We start from the raw sequence: 13,248 nt of genomic DNA on the forward strand, positions 1-13,248 counted from the left end.
CCAGGGACCATTGAAAAGGGCCCGATTTCGGGCCCTTCGCGTCGATCCGTATCAGTCGACCTTCTTTTCACCCTTCTCGCCGGCTTTGACGATGTCTCCGGTGGTGAAGAGTATTTCCTTCAGTTCGGTGCGCCAGTCCGGCTTGGCCCGCAGCAGCCACTCCAGATCCATGCCGAAATGCTTGAATTCTTCCTTCTGCGCGTTCTCCATAATCGCCCGCGCCGACTTGTCCTTCTCAACCGAGATGCGCTGTTCATACCAGCTTATCGCCTCGGCTTCCTCGATCAGCGACGTGATCATGCGCGCGAATGTGCGCACCTTCTGCGTCAGCTCTTCGGGTGGCTCGTGATATTGCTCGGTGGCCATGGTTCTCTCCGATTGCCTCTATTGCCTCCAGCAACGGACGACGTGCCAAGAGGGTTGCGATGCCGGCTGTTCAGCCGCGCATGTCCTTGAGTTTCTCCGCCGCCGACGCCGCAAGGTCGGCATAGCGGTCCTCGAGGCGCTCCGCGGCCTCGATGATCGGAAAATCGTGGCCGAATTTCTCCAGCGCCATGCGTAGCTTCTCGACGAAGTCGGCCTGAGTCTCCAGCGCGGAAAACAGCGCCCTCACCTGCGCCTCGCTGATCTCGGGATCGTCCAGCATCGACGGCACGTCGCGGCTCATCCTGTCGCCCGTCTCCGTCTGTTGCCTGAGGATTTCCAGCCAGTCGTTCAAAAGCGGCTCTCCGTTCATCGGCGGCACCATGCTCGGCGCATCAGGCCGGGTCAATCATTGTAACGGCGACAGCTGCCGGAAAAGAGCGCGGCGATCAGGCAGCGCTCTGGCGCGGCTTCTGTTTCCTGGAACTGACCGTCTCGGCGGTCTTGCGCGCGATCTTCTTGACCTTTTGTTCCTCTTCCCGGTCGTGGCGCTTGGCGGCCTCTTCGCATTTGTTGCGGATTTCCTCCACCTCGCTTTCCGTCAAATGTTCGATGCCAATGAAATGATTCTGCGCCTCGCCCACCCGGATCAGCTCGTCGAGCTTCGCCTGAATGGCAGCGCCATCGCGGTTCTGGGTGTTCTGAATGAGAAAGACCATCAGGAAGGTGATGATGGTCGTGCCGGTGTTGATGACCAGTTGCCAGGTGTCCGAAAAGCCGAAGACAGGCCCGCTGACAGCCCAAACGATCACGGTCAGGCAACAGATCGCGAAGGTGAGCGGCAGGCCGGTTATATGGGCAACCTTGTTGGCGACCTTGGTGAAAAGCTTTTCGAACATGGGATTCCCTTTTTGCGTTCAGAAACATCCGCCCCCTCGCAAAAGTTCCAAGGCCGCCGGCATGGCTTTGCAACTGATAGCAACCATAGAGTGAGCAGCAAATAAAAAGCACTTTAAAGTTGATTTGAGACACTCTCCCTGCAGGCAAAGAGCCTGTTCCTTCCGCCCAAAGCGGTACCTCCGGCCCCTTCCGCCAGCCGCCACCCCGCATGGCGGAAGGGGTCTCTCGCCGGGGTGCTGCCAAGTTCGCGGCATGCCGGGGAGATGGTCGAACGATGCGCCGCCTTGCCGCGATTGTCCTGTTCGCCGCGGCCGGCATCGGCCACGTGGGCGCAAGTCGGGCAGGCGGGGAACCGGTTCAAGACTGGCAGTCCACGGGCAGCATCGAGCGGCACTTCACCAGCAACGCGCTGGACAGCGACCGACCCGTGTCCGACTGGTACACGCTCATGCGCGGCACGCTGCAGCGCCAGTTCGGTGAGGACGACGCCAAGCTCACGCTGTCCGGCGAACTCCAGGCATCGCGCTACGATCAAATTTCAATCGAAGACGACCGGGCGCTCCTGCTCGCGGCAGAAGCATTCCGGCGGTTCGGCGCCGCGGTCGAACTTCGCGGCACGCTGAGCTACCGCGTCGCGCGCGAGGGCGATGACCTGTCGATAGGCCCGCTGACCCTGGGCACCGCGACGGCGAAGCAGGTCCTCACCGGCCAGCTCCAGCTCGGGCTGAACCTCGGCAAGGCCACGACGCTGATCCTGGAAGCCTCCGACAGCGTGGAGAATGTCGGCCGCACGCATTTCCAGCATGACATCCTGCCGGCGACGCGGCTCGACCCCGACCGCGACAAGCGCCGCTTCGCCGCCCGCCTGACCCGCACCGCCGGTCGGCTGGCCTTCGGCGGCTCGGCTTCGGCTCTGCTGGTTTCGGTCGAAGAACTGGGTACGCCCCCGGTAGGGCTTTCGTTCGCGCAGTACGGGCTGCGGGCGGAAGCCGTCATGACCGGCGAGGACGGCTCGACGCTTGGCCTTGCGCTGGGAGCCGAGTTGCTGCGCACATCGGTGAACGGCCTCTACAGCAAGGTCAGGCCGGAATGGCAGTTGACGGCTTCCAAACCGCTGCCCCTGGGCTTCGAACTTCGCGGCGCCTGGTTCGGCCGCTACGAAACCGCCGACAGCGACGATCCGCTGGCTTCGTGGCTGCAGCGCGCCGAGGTCGAGACAAGTCTGAAGCTTCGCGAGGATCTTGTTCTTGCCGCCGGCGTTTTCCGAGAGAACAAGCGCAATCTCCTGTTCGAAAACGACGAACGCGGCCACGGCTTCTTCGCCGAAGCGACCTACAAGGCCAGCGGCAAGCTGCATATCGTGGCGCGGGTGGATTTTTCCAGGACCTTCAAGACCGTCGTCGACATTCGCGAGGAAACCACCGATATTTTCATCGCCATGCGGTCCAGGCTCTAGCGAATACGAAAAAACGGGAAGGTTCGGCTGAACCCTCCCGCCCCCTGCCGGGCAATTTAATGTCCGGCCGTCCCGTTCAGTGCTTCTTGATCTTGTAGCTGTTGTTGAGGGTGTTGATGCCAATGCCGCTCAGCACGCCGCTGAGGACGTTGGTCTTGTTGCCGTTCAGGATACCGGAAACGACGTTGCCGCTGAGAATGGCATTGCCATTGCCGATGCCGTTGAGGACGCTCACATCGCCGAGGCCGATGTTGACGAACCCGCTCGAATATCCCGAATGCCCTCCCTTGCCGAAGCCGCCGGCCTGCGCGCCAACGGCAGAAAAGGAAACGACAGCGGCGGTCAAAGCAAATGCGTACTTGTTCATGACTCACTCCTATTGTTGCTGAGGTTTCCTTCCGCTTTCCAAAACGTATCTCCGAGTTCATTACTGCATTTCAGCCAGATAACTTCAACCTTGGATTGTTTGATTTGATCAATACAACCCGTTTTCCAATTTTTAACTTTAATCTTTTACGTTAAGCGACGTGGTTACCGGCGCAGCCGGATATTCACGAAGCGCCGTTTTCCCAGCGGTCGAGAAAAGCCCCGATGGCCAGCGACTGCATGTCGGGAATGGCTTTTGCCAGCCTCTCCGGCGGCCAGTCCCACCAGGCCAGCCGCTCGATGCGCGCGGCGATGTCCGGTTCGAAGCGGCGGCGCAAGAGACGCGTCGGCACGCCGGCCACGATCGTGTAAGGCGCAACATCCTTCGTCACCACGGAATTGGCGCCGATCACCGCGCCATTGCCGATCGTGACGCCCGGCATGATGACCGCCCCGTGGCCGATCCAGACATCGTTGCCGATGGTGACGTGCTTTTGTCGCCGGCGCTCGCGAAATGCCGCATCGACCCCCAGCCAGCGGAAATACTCATTTGGCCGGTAGCTGACCTTATGGGTCGTCAGCCGCTCAACAGGGTGTTCGAGCGCATGGATGCGGCTGTTGGCGGCGATGGAGCAGAATTTGCCGATGCTCGTGTAGATCGCCTCGGAATGCCGCTCGAAATAGGAGAAGTCGCCGACATCGACCTCCCGCAACACGACCCGCTCGCCGATGGAAACATGGCGCCCCAGCCGGCATGACTTCAACTCAGCCGTTGGATGAATGCGCGGCTCGGAATCTTTTGCGATGAGGTCGTCTCGGCGGTCCATATCGCGGCTTTACGCCGCCGCGCCAGGTGCCGCAAGCAAGAGGTGAACGAGATTCAGGACACGGCGAGCAGAAAAAGCCGTTTGCAGGCCGACCTTACCTGAATCTACTGCGGCTTCCCCTTCGCCCACACCACGCTCTGCCCATAGAGCGGAACGGTGGTGAGCGACATCTTGGCCGAGCCGTCCTGCACCTGACGGGAATGCGACAGATAGATCAGCGTCTCTGTGGATTTATCGTAGATCCGGTTCACCACCTGTTTCTTCCAGATCAGGCTGATGCCCTGCTTGAACACCTCCTCACCCTCCTCGCCGAGGTCGATGTCGCCGATGGTGATGGGTCCGGTCTGCCGGCAGGAGATGGAGGAATCGGACGGGTCCTCGAACCAGTTGCCCTTCTGCAGCCGGTCGATCACGCCGCGGTCGAAATAGGACACGTGGCAGGTAATGCCTTCCACCTTGGGATCCTTGACCGCCTCGATGACGATGTCGTTGCCGAGCCAGTCGACGCCGACCTTTCCGACCTCCTGTGCAGCGGCGGCACCGGCGCAGGCTAGAATGGCGATGGCTAGGAAGCCCTTCAAGATATGCCGCACGGTCGAACTCCTGCCTATGTTTATGGTCAGCGACAGGTGGGAAGGAGATGCGGATTTTGCAAGCAGTTCATGCCCGGCCAAATGCGATCATGCGGCGAAGCACATTGGTCTTGAGCACGAAATGCTGGACGAGCGCGCCGGCGATATGGATCGCAACGACGTACATGAGCACCGTCTTGCCGATCAGATGCGCGCCTATGGCGCCCTGCACCCCGAAAAACCAGGACACCGCGCCGGAGAACGGCACCAGGAAAATCAGCAGGTAAATCAATCCGTGCGTGATATGCGCAAGCCATTTCAAGGGCTCAGGCTCATCCGCCGGCAGCGACGGCACCCCTCGCGTTGCCCGCAGCCACAGCCGCACCGCAGCAAGCACCAGAACGATCACGCCGAAGGCGGCGTGCATGTAGGCAAGCGGCAGGTCGGCGGCGGAAACTTCCTGCCCGCGCACGAATGCCCGCCATGCGTGCTCCATACCCTCGGAAAACAGGTACTGTGCGAGGATAAGGACCGCGATGGTCCAGTGCAGGATGATCTGGGTCCGGGAATAGGCTGAGGGCGCGGCGTTGGGCATTTGCAGGCTCCGTGGTCGGCTTCGATGCTAATGCCAACCGGACGGGACAAGTCAAATGAAGGTTTGGTAATGCCGGTTAAAGCCGCCCCGGGTTGCGGCATTGCGGCGTCTTTGCCCGACGTCGCCGCGGCGGTAAGCTTGTCGGCGAAACCCGCGTACCGTATCAGGCAGTCCTGAACGCGCGCGGCCGCGCCGTGACGGCGCGCAACGACCGGATGGATTGCCTTATGATGCGTTCGATACTGATCGGCATTCTCGTGCTTATGGCGGCAGGCATCGGCTGGCTGACCTTCGACTGGTATCGCGGCCACTATGGCGGCGAGCCGTTCGGCGCGTCCTTCACGCTTGTCGACCAGAAGAACCAGCCGATCACCGAGGCCGCCTTCCGCGGCCAGCCGAGCGTCGTCTTCTTCGGCTTCACCCACTGCCCCGAGGTCTGCCCCACGACGCTGTTCGAAATGGCCGGCTGGCTGAAGGACCTCGGGCCCGATGGGCAGAATTTGCGCGCCTATTTCGTCTCGGTCGACCCCGAGCGCGACACGCCGGAGATCATGAACACCTACATCAGCAACTTCTCCGACCGCATCCTCGGCATAACCGGCGATCCGGAGAAGGTCCACGCCATGGCCAAGTCGTTCGGGATCTACTGGAAGAAAGTGCCGACGGACGGCGGCGACTACACGATGGACCACACCGCATCCGTGCTGCTGCTCGACGGCAAGGGCGACTTCGCCGGCACGATCGCCTATGGCGAGAGCGCCGAAACCGCCAAGACCAAGCTCAAGAATTTGGCTGCCAAGGGCTGATCACCGAAAGTCGCTGCAGATGGGCCAGACGCGCCTTCACTTGACTGCCTCGAAGGCGGAAGCCGACCGGATCTTCGCCGCGCTCGAATTTGCGTTCGAGGAAGACGGCTTTCCCCTCGCCGTGCTCGAACTCGACGAGGAGCGCGACCTACACGAAGTATCCCTTTACGCAGAAGACGATCTGGACGGCGTCGAGAACCGCATCCGCGACATCCTGGCCGGCCTGTCGCTGTCGCGCGCCGTCGAGCGCGAAGCGCTGCCCGACATCGACTGGGTGGCGCAATCCCTGGCGGGGCTGAAACCGGTCCGCGCCGGACGTTTCCTCGTCCATGGCGCTCATGATCGCGGCAAGCGCCGCAATGGCGATCTGGCGATCGAGATCGAGGCCGGGCTGGCCTTCGGCACCGGCCATCACGGCACCACGGCGGGTTGTCTGAAAATGCTGGAGCGGGTTGTCTTGCGCGAGCGCCCGAGAAACGCGCTCGATCTCGGCACGGGTAGTGCCGTGCTGGCGATCGCCCTGGCGAAACTCGCCCGCATTCCGGTGCTGGCGACCGATATCGACCCGGTCGCCGTCCGCGTCGCGGCCGCCAACGTGCGGCTGAACCATGCGGCTTCGCTCGTCACCACGGCCACGGCGCCGGGATTCCATCATCCGGTCTTTAGAGACCGGGCGCCGTTCGATCTCATCGTTGCCAACATACTGGCAAGGCCGCTGATGCGCCTGGCGCCGGCCATGGCCCGGCATATATCGCGGGGCGGTTCGCTCGTCCTGTCCGGCATTCTCGACCGCCAGCGGGACGCGGTCGTCTCAGCCTATGTCGGCCAGATGTTCCGGCACGTCCGCACGACGCACCGCGAAGGATGGGTGACCATCCATCTGAAGCGCTGAAGGCGCGGCATATCGCTCAGATGTAGAGCGAACGCGAGCGCTTCTGCAGATCTTCGCGATTGTGGCCGAGGGCCTTGAGCGTCTCGTCGTCATAGGAAAGTAGCGCACCATTGACATAACGGGCAGCTTCGCGCTGGCGCGCGGTGATGAGGGCGTCGAAGGCGTTCCTGAAGAAACCGCGGGTCGAAGTAGCCATGGTCGTTCTCCTGTCCAGAAAGGTTCAACTCGTTCCTCCCTGCAAAATAGGTAAGCATTACTGACCTTGTTTGAGAACAGCCGATTGAGCATGGGACCCATGCAGCGATGCAGGGCCGACAAGAGGCTGGATCAAGCGCCCCGCATTGCCAGCCAACCGGCGGATGGGTACGGTCGCGTCACAAGCGAGGAGATGGCGGCAGCATGTTTCAGACTTTCGATCCGGCAGGCGATCCTTCCGTTGGCAAGCCGCGCGTGGCGATGCTGCGCAAATGGCTCTCGGACAACGCTCTCGACGGCTTCATCGTCCCGCGCGCCGACGAGCACCAGGGCGAATATGTGCCCGCACGCGCTTCCAGGCTGAAATGGCTGACCGGTTTTTCCGGCTCGGCCGGCGTCGCCATCGTGCTGAAGGACCGCGCCTTCGTCTTCGTCGACGGGCGCTATACGTTGCAGGTGCGCCAGGAAGTCGATCTCGACGTCTTCGCCATCGAAAGCCTCGTCGATAACCCGCCGCGTCTCTGGATCGGGGACAATCTCGGCAAGGGCGCGCGTCTCGGTTTCGATCCCTGGCTGCACACAACAGGCGAGGTCAAGGCACTCAGGGCGGCGGCCGAAAAAGCCGGCGCCACCCTTGTCCCGGTGGAAACCAACCCGGTCGACGCCATCTGGAGCGACCAGCCCGAACCGCCGCTTGCCCCGGTCGAGTTGCACCCGATCGCCTTTGCCGGCGAACTCGCCAGGGAAAAGCTGGCGCGGTTGGCCGCCGCCATCACCAAGGAAGACGCCACCCACGCCGTGCTGACCGATCCGTCGTCGATCGCCTGGGCCTTCAACATACGCGGCGGCGACGTCCCGCACACGCCGCTGGCGTTGGGCTTCGCGATCCTCGCCGCCGACGGCAATCACCAGCTTTTCATGGACAGCCGCAAATTCTCGCGCACCGTGAATGCCTACCTCACGCAGTTGGCCGAACCGCACGAGCCGGCGGAGTTCGAGCCGGCCGTGGTGAAACTGGCAAAGGGCGGCGCGAAAATCGCCCTCGATCCGGCGCTTGCAGCCGAAAAGCTGCGCATGCTGGTCGAGGAGAATGGCGGCACGGTCGTCGCCGTTCCAGACCCTGCCCGCATCCCGCGCGCCACCAAGAACCAGGCCGAGATCGCCGGCAGCCGTGCCGCGCATCGCCGCGATGGCGCCGCGGTCGCCAAATTGCTGTGCTGGCTGGACCGTCAGAAACCCGGATCGCTGGACGAGATCGCCGTGGTGACGAAGCTCGAGGAATGCCGCCGGCAGACCGGCGAGGAAACGCAGATGCCGCTGCGGGACGTCTCCTTCGACACGATTTCCGGCGCCGGGCCGAATGGCGCCATCATGCACTACCGGGTTTCGCGCACCACCAGCCGCGTGCTCGGCGACGGCGAATTGTTCCTGCTCGATTCAGGCGCGCAATACCAGGACGGCACCACCGACATCACGCGCACGGTGCCGATGGGCAAGCCGACGCAGGAGATGCGCGACCGTTACACGCTGGTGCTGAAGGGCATGATCGGCATTTCGATGCTGCGTTTTCCCCCGCGCACGCGCGGCTGTGACATCGACGCGGTGGCGCGCATGGCGCTGTGGCGGCACGGTCTGGACTTCGCCCACGGCACCGGCCACGGCGTCGGGTCTTATCTCGCGGTTCATGAAGGCCCGCAGCGCATCGCCAAGACCGGAACCGAAAAGCTGCTGGAGGGCATGATGATCTCCAACGAGCCGGGCTACTACAAGGAAGGCGCCTACGGCATCCGGCTGGAGAACCTCATTCTGGTCTCGCCCGCCGAGGCGGTCGGAGGCGGCGACATCGACATGCATTCCTTCGAGACACTGACGCTGGCGCCCTTCGACAAGCGCATGCTCAACACCGAACTGATGACCCGTGAGGAACTGCACTGGCTGGATGCATACCATGCCCGCGTGCTGGCCGAGATCGGCCCCATGCTGGACGGCGAGGCGCTGGCCTGGCTGGAAAAGGCTTGCGCGCCGCTGCCGCACGACGACAAGACTGCTTAAGCCATGAACTGCCGGGCGGCGATCAGCACCGCCGCACCGACCAGAAACATCGGCATCAGACCGAAGCGCAGCGAGACCAGCAGCGCGATCACGATCGCCAGCCATTCGGCGGGACCGGCATTGATCATCTCTGGCGCCACCAGCGTGGTCAGCACAGCTGCCGGCACCGCATTCAGGCCCGCTTCGACGCGCGGATGAATCCTGTCGAACCGCGAAATCACCAGATGGCCGCCGACCCGCGTCAGATAGGTGGCGACGGCGGCCGCGAGGATGATCCATATGTTGACGCTCACGCCAGCGGCTCCCCATCCGGCTTCGCCGGCACGATGGCGGCAAAGAGGATGCCGGCCATGGCGCCGATGGTGACATGCCAGGGCGACCCGACGGTCTTGTAGGCGATGATGGAGGCGACCGCGCTTGCCGCCACCACCGGCAGCCACAGCGGCCGCTTGCGGAAGCCCATCACCAGGCCGAGGAAGTAGATCGGCAGCAGGAAGTCGATGCCGAGCGCATGGGTATCGGGAATGAGGCTGCCGAACACCGCGCCAATGACGCCTTCCGCCACCCAGCAGACATAGACGACGATCCCCGCGCCCAGATACCAGGCGAAGCCGACCTTGCCGCGCTCCTCGGCTTCACGCTCGGTCAGCACATATTGCGGGTCGGTCAGAAGGTGATAGCCCAGCGCCTGCTGGATCAGCGGCCAGCCCGAAAGGTGACGGCCGACCGCCGCCGAATAGAGAACATGGCGGAAATTCACCGCCAGGATCGACAGAACGATCAGCCATGGCGCGACCTTCTGGCCAAACAGGCCGATGCCGACCATCTGGCTCGCACCCGCATAGACGGTGGCGCTCATCAGGAACGCCTCGAACACGGTGAAGCCGTTCTCGACCGACAACGCCCCGAACAGCAGGCCGAACGGCGCCGAGGCAACGACGACCGGAAAGCCGAGCCGCATGCCGCGCCAGAATTCGCCTGCCACGGCGCGTTCGGAAACAATTTCCGACGTCATCGACAACTCCTTGAAAGACGGAACTGTTTAGAAAGCGGCGCCCGGGCTGTCACACCAAATCGCTTGAGCCAGCGATCAAGGAAAGTGATCGCCGCGACTCAAGCGCCGGCGGGCACCCTGCCCTCGATGCGCCTGCCCCAGTCGAGCAGCGGTTTTGCGCGGCGGGTGAAATCGACAAGCTCATCCACCAGTTCCGGCGAATGGATGGACGCCGGGTCGATCTCCTGCCGCACGACGAAGTGGCGGTTGCGGATGGCGGCCGCGAGGTCTTCGTCCGCCACGCCCTCGAAGCCGCGCGGCATGCGCTTCATCCGCTCCTGGTCGTCGAGTTCGAGCCTGCCCTTGGCCAGCTTCGCTGCCAGCGCGCGAAAATCCTGCGGCTTTTCCGCGATGGTGCGCCGCATCTCCTGCAGCAGGTCCGGACGCGGCTGCCACCACGCGACGGCGGCGAAGCAGCGCTCCAGCCCGATATGGACGAAGAACACGCCCTGTTCCATCTTCGTCCCGTCCGGCGACAGGATGGCCGACAGGTGCCGGTTGTAGGGCCGCTTGTCCTTGGCAAAGCGAACGTCGCGGTTGATGCGGAACAGCGACTTCCTGCGGTCGCCCTTTAGGTCCAATCCCTCGGCAGCGAAGCGCTCGGTGAGCGTGTCGACCAGATCGCCGAACGGCTCCTTGAGGTGCAGCTCGAACAGGTCGCGGTTCTCCAGGAACCATTCGCGGCTCTGGTGAAAATCCAGCGCCTTCAGGAACGGAATGGCCTTGTCACCGAAGCCTTTGAACGAACCGCTCATCACGCCCGACCGATCCGTTCCAGCCATGCATCCTCGTCGATCACCTCGACGCCGAGATCGGTGGCCTGCTTGAGCTTGGAACCGGCGCCCGGCCCGGCCACCACGAGATCGGTCTTGGCCGAGACGGAGCCGGCCACCTTGGCGCCAAGGCGCTCGGCCATTGCCTTGGCCTCAGAGCGCGTCATCTTCTCCAGCGAGCCGGTGAACACGACGGTCTTGCCGGCGACCACGCTGTCGGCCGAAGCGGTCACAACATAAGGCTTGGGATGCACATGCGTGAGCAGCGCCTCGATCACCGCGTCGTTGCGCTCATTGCCGAAGAAATCGCGCAGCGCCCCGATCACCGTGTCGCCGATGCCGTTGACCGACGGGAAAACCGTATGCGGGTCCTCGGCCGCGGCCGTCTCCTTGCCGACCCGGATCAGTTCCTCGATGGTCGAGAAGGTGCGCGCCAGCACCGCCGCCGTTGTGTCGCCGATATGGCGGATGCCGAGCGCGAAAATGAAGCGGTCGAGTTCCGGCTCGCGGCGCGCGTCGATGGCCGCGAACAGCTTGTCGAGGCCTTCATAGGTCCGCTCCTCCGCCGACAGCACCTTCTTGCGCGTCGTGCCCTTGGCAGCCTCACGAAGTTGAGCCTGCGCCTCGCGCCGCTCGAACAGGGCGCGCTGGACATCGGCCTTGCGGTCTTTGAGAGTAAAAATGTCGGCGGCGGTCTTGATCAGGCCGGCATTGAAGAACAGGTCGATGTTCTCCGCGCCCAGTCCCTCGATATCCATGGCGCCGCGCGACACGAAATGGCGCAACGCCTCCACCGCCTGCGCCGCGCAGATCAGTTCGCCGGTGCAGCGGCGGCGCGAATCCTCCTTGCCGGTCTTCTCGTTGATCTCGCGCGTCGCCGGCGAGCCGCACACCGGACAGGCGTGCGGCATCTCGTAGGGCCGCGCCTCGGCCGGCCGCTTTTCGAGGAGGACATCGACGATCTGTGGAATGACGTCCCCTGCCCGCTGGATGACGACGGTATCGCCGATGCGGATGTCCTTGCCGTCGCGGATGGGCAGGCCGTTCGAGTCCTTGCCGGCGATATAATCCTCATTGTGCAGCGTGACGTTGACGACGGTGACGCCGCCGACCGTCACCGGGTCGAGCCGCCCCACCGGCGCCAGCGTGCCGGTGCGCCCCACCTGGATGTCGATCTCGCGCAACACCGTGGTCGCCCGTTCGGCCGGGAACTTGTGCGCCACCGCCCAGCGCGGCTCGCTGGAAACGAAGCCCCAGCGGCGCTGCAGTTCGAGCTGGTCGACCTTGTAGACGACGCCGTCGATGTCGTAGCCCAGCGAGGAACGCTGCGCCTCGATGATCTTGTATTGCGCGATCAGTTCCTCGACCGACTTCGCCCGCACCATCAGCGGGCTGATCTTGAACCCCCAATCGGCGAATTTCCGCACCGCTTCGTACTGCGTCGGCGCGGGGTCCTCCGTTGTGTGGCCCCAGGCATAGGCGAAGAATTTCAGGTTGCGGCTGGCGGTGACGGAGGCGTCCTTCTGGCGCAGCGAACCGGCCGCCGTGTTGCGCGGATTGACGTAATCCTGCCCGCCCACCGCCGCCGAACGCTCCTTCAGCGCCTGGAACTCGGCATAGGTCATGTAGACCTCGCCGCGGATTTCGATCACGTCCGGCCAGCCGGAGCCTTTCAGCCGGTGCGGAATGTCGGCGATGGTCTTGAGGTTCGCGGTTATGTCCTCGCCCACCGCGCCGTCTCCGCGCGTCGCGCCCTGCACGAACACGCCGTTCTCGTAACGCAGCGACGCCGACAGACCGTCGATCTTCGGCTCCGCCGTGAAGGCGATGTCGAAATCCTTGTCGCGCTCGAAAAAGCGCTTCGCCCGTTCCAGGAAATCCACCACGTCCTGGTCGGTATAGGCCTTGGCAAGGCTGAGCATCGGCACAGCGTGGCGCACCTTGGCGAAACCTTCCGCCGGGGGCGCGCCAACTTTCAGAGACGGCGAATCCTCGCGCACCAGCTCCGGGAAGCGTGCCTCGATGGCGGCATTGCGGATGCGCAGCGCATCGTATTCCGCATCCGTGATGGTCGGCGCATCCTCGCCATGGTAGCGCCGGTCGTGCCCGGCGATCTCGGCGGCAAGCCTTTCCAGTTCGGCGGCGGCTTCTGCCGCGCTCAACGCATCAATGGGTTTGTCGGACAAGGACATGGCAGATTCCGTCATGGTTCGGGGACGGACTATGGCCGCAGGGCGGGGTGGCGTTCAAGAGGGCGCGTGCCCTTTACCCTCCCCCTTGTGGGGAGGGTCGGCGAGCAGTCGTAGCGAAGTGAAGATTGCGAGACGGGGTGGGGGCGCAGAATCGTTTCCATACCCCCACCCGGCGGGCGTTGCCCGCCGACCTCCCCACAAGGGG

16 protein-coding genes are annotated in these 13,248 nt (G+C 63.6%); 4 read left to right on the plus strand and 12 right to left on the minus strand.

All coding sequences use genetic code 11. From position 1 onward, the window contains the following. Positions 1-51: 51 nt before the first annotated feature. The 3 genes from ASD44_RS08000 to ASD44_RS08010 form a co-directional block, all read right to left on the minus strand. Positions 52-366 carry a long-chain fatty aldehyde decarbonylase gene (locus ASD44_RS08000; protein ID WP_056110485.1) on the minus strand — a complete coding sequence of 105 codons (315 nt, stop codon included), beginning with the start codon at positions 364-366 and terminating at the stop codon, positions 52-54. Positions 367-436: 70 nt separating this feature from the next. After that, a complete protein-coding gene (locus ASD44_RS08005) occupies positions 437-718 on the minus strand; it encodes a hypothetical protein (protein ID WP_056115691.1) in 282 nt (93 codons plus the stop codon). Positions 719-812: 94 nt separating this feature from the next. Then, positions 813-1,262 carry a low affinity iron permease family protein gene (locus ASD44_RS08010; RefSeq protein ID WP_056110486.1) on the minus strand — a complete coding sequence of 150 codons (450 nt, stop codon included), beginning with the start codon at positions 1,260-1,262 and terminating at the stop codon, positions 813-815. A 275-nt stretch (positions 1,263-1,537) separates the two neighbouring features. On the opposite strand from ASD44_RS08010, the gene ASD44_RS08015 reads away from it, so the two are divergent. Further along, positions 1,538-2,719 (plus strand): hypothetical protein, encoded by a 1,182-nt coding sequence (locus tag ASD44_RS08015; protein ID WP_056110487.1) that lies wholly within the window; start codon positions 1,538-1,540, stop codon positions 2,717-2,719. A 76-nt stretch (positions 2,720-2,795) separates the two neighbouring features. Here ASD44_RS08015 and ASD44_RS08020 read toward each other — a convergent pair whose 3' ends face one another. The 4 genes from ASD44_RS08020 to ASD44_RS08035 form a co-directional block, all read right to left on the minus strand. Next, positions 2,796-3,086: a hypothetical protein gene (locus ASD44_RS08020; protein WP_056206755.1), complete on the minus strand. Its 291-nt coding sequence runs from the start codon at positions 3,084-3,086 to the stop codon at positions 2,796-2,798. A gap of 184 nt (positions 3,087-3,270) precedes the next feature. Next, positions 3,271-3,912: a DapH/DapD/GlmU-related protein gene (locus ASD44_RS08025; protein WP_056110491.1), complete on the minus strand. Its 642-nt coding sequence runs from the start codon at positions 3,910-3,912 to the stop codon at positions 3,271-3,273. Between the two features lie 104 nt (positions 3,913-4,016). Next, a complete protein-coding gene (locus ASD44_RS08030; RefSeq protein ID WP_244478824.1) occupies positions 4,017-4,496 on the minus strand; it encodes a CreA family protein in 480 nt (159 codons plus the stop codon). A gap of 76 nt (positions 4,497-4,572) precedes the next feature. Beyond that, on the minus strand, positions 4,573-5,079 hold the full coding sequence (locus tag ASD44_RS08035; protein ID WP_056110493.1) for a cytochrome b/b6 domain-containing protein: 507 nt from the start codon (positions 5,077-5,079) through the stop codon (positions 4,573-4,575). Between the two features lie 227 nt (positions 5,080-5,306). Between ASD44_RS08035 and ASD44_RS08040 the strand changes: the two genes are divergently transcribed. Next, positions 5,307-5,885, plus strand: coding sequence for an SCO family protein (locus ASD44_RS08040; protein ID WP_056115696.1), 579 nt, complete (start codon positions 5,307-5,309; stop codon positions 5,883-5,885). Between the two features lie 19 nt (positions 5,886-5,904). Beyond that, entirely contained in the window at positions 5,905-6,777 is an 873-nt protein-coding gene (locus tag ASD44_RS08045) for a 50S ribosomal protein L11 methyltransferase (protein ID WP_056110496.1), read from the plus strand. 16 nt (positions 6,778-6,793) lie between these two features. Here the strand turns inward: ASD44_RS08045 and ASD44_RS08050 are convergent, their stop codons facing one another. After that, entirely contained in the window at positions 6,794-6,973 is a 180-nt protein-coding gene (locus ASD44_RS08050; RefSeq protein WP_056110498.1) for a hypothetical protein, read from the minus strand. A 203-nt stretch (positions 6,974-7,176) separates the two neighbouring features. Here ASD44_RS08050 and ASD44_RS08055 point away from each other — a divergent pair, with 203 nt between their 5' ends. Then, positions 7,177-9,024 carry an aminopeptidase P family protein gene (locus ASD44_RS08055; RefSeq protein ID WP_056110500.1) on the plus strand — a complete coding sequence of 616 codons (1,848 nt, stop codon included), beginning with the start codon at positions 7,177-7,179 and terminating at the stop codon, positions 9,022-9,024. On the opposite strand, the gene ASD44_RS08060 is transcribed toward ASD44_RS08055, so the two are convergent. From ASD44_RS08060 to ligA, 4 genes are all read right to left on the minus strand, one after another. Then, positions 9,021-9,317 (minus strand): AzlD family protein, encoded by a 297-nt coding sequence (locus ASD44_RS08060; RefSeq protein WP_056110502.1) that lies wholly within the window; start codon positions 9,315-9,317, stop codon positions 9,021-9,023. The two genes, ASD44_RS08055 and ASD44_RS08060, sit on opposite strands and share 4 nt — an antisense overlap. Next, entirely contained in the window at positions 9,314-10,039 is a 726-nt protein-coding gene (locus ASD44_RS08065; RefSeq protein WP_056110504.1) for an AzlC family ABC transporter permease, read from the minus strand. The genes ASD44_RS08060 and ASD44_RS08065 overlap by 4 nt, the downstream gene beginning before the upstream one ends. Positions 10,040-10,137: 98 nt before the next feature. Then, positions 10,138-10,833 (minus strand): TIGR02453 family protein, encoded by a 696-nt coding sequence (locus ASD44_RS08070; RefSeq protein WP_056110506.1) that lies wholly within the window; start codon positions 10,831-10,833, stop codon positions 10,138-10,140. After that, complete coding sequence (gene ligA, locus ASD44_RS08075) at positions 10,833-13,037, minus strand: NAD-dependent DNA ligase LigA (protein ID WP_056115699.1); 2,205 nt, start codon at positions 13,035-13,037, stop codon at positions 10,833-10,835. The genes ASD44_RS08070 and ligA overlap by 1 nt, the downstream gene beginning before the upstream one ends. Positions 13,038-13,248: the final 211 nt, after the last annotated feature.

It is taken from the genome of Mesorhizobium sp. Root554 (assembly GCF_001427025.1).
In the GTDB taxonomy this organism is placed as follows: domain Bacteria; phylum Pseudomonadota; class Alphaproteobacteria; order Rhizobiales; family Rhizobiaceae; genus Mesorhizobium.

What these genes read in the sequence shown, in the direction of transcription:
- ASD44_RS08010 (WP_056110486.1), bottom strand. Translation starts at nt 1,262, where the DNA reads ATGTTCGAAAAGCTTTTCACCAAGGTCGCCAACAAGGTTGCCCATATA.
- ASD44_RS08055 (WP_056110500.1), top strand. Translation starts at nt 7,177, where the DNA reads ATGTTTCAGACTTTCGATCCGGCAGGCGATCCTTCCGTTGGCAAGCCG.
- ASD44_RS08035 (WP_056110493.1), bottom strand. Translation starts at nt 5,079, where the DNA reads ATGCCCAACGCCGCGCCCTCAGCCTATTCCCGGACCCAGATCATCCTG.
- ASD44_RS08025 (WP_056110491.1), bottom strand. Translation starts at nt 3,912, where the DNA reads ATGGACCGCCGAGACGACCTCATCGCAAAAGATTCCGAGCCGCGCATT.
- ASD44_RS08045 (WP_056110496.1), top strand. Translation starts at nt 5,905, where the DNA reads ATGGGCCAGACGCGCCTTCACTTGACTGCCTCGAAGGCGGAAGCCGAC.
- ASD44_RS08070 (WP_056110506.1), bottom strand. Translation starts at nt 10,833, where the DNA reads ATGAGCGGTTCGTTCAAAGGCTTCGGTGACAAGGCCATTCCGTTCCTG.
- ASD44_RS08065 (WP_056110504.1), bottom strand. Translation starts at nt 10,039, where the DNA reads ATGACGTCGGAAATTGTTTCCGAACGCGCCGTGGCAGGCGAATTCTGG.
- ASD44_RS08015 (WP_056110487.1), top strand. Translation starts at nt 1,538, where the DNA reads ATGCGCCGCCTTGCCGCGATTGTCCTGTTCGCCGCGGCCGGCATCGGC.
- ASD44_RS08000 (WP_056110485.1), bottom strand. Translation starts at nt 366, where the DNA reads ATGGCCACCGAGCAATATCACGAGCCACCCGAAGAGCTGACGCAGAAG.
- ASD44_RS08020 (WP_056206755.1), bottom strand. Translation starts at nt 3,086, where the DNA reads ATGAACAAGTACGCATTTGCTTTGACCGCCGCTGTCGTTTCCTTTTCT.
- ASD44_RS08040 (WP_056115696.1), top strand. Translation starts at nt 5,307, where the DNA reads ATGATGCGTTCGATACTGATCGGCATTCTCGTGCTTATGGCGGCAGGC.
- ASD44_RS08050 (WP_056110498.1), bottom strand. Translation starts at nt 6,973, where the DNA reads ATGGCTACTTCGACCCGCGGTTTCTTCAGGAACGCCTTCGACGCCCTC.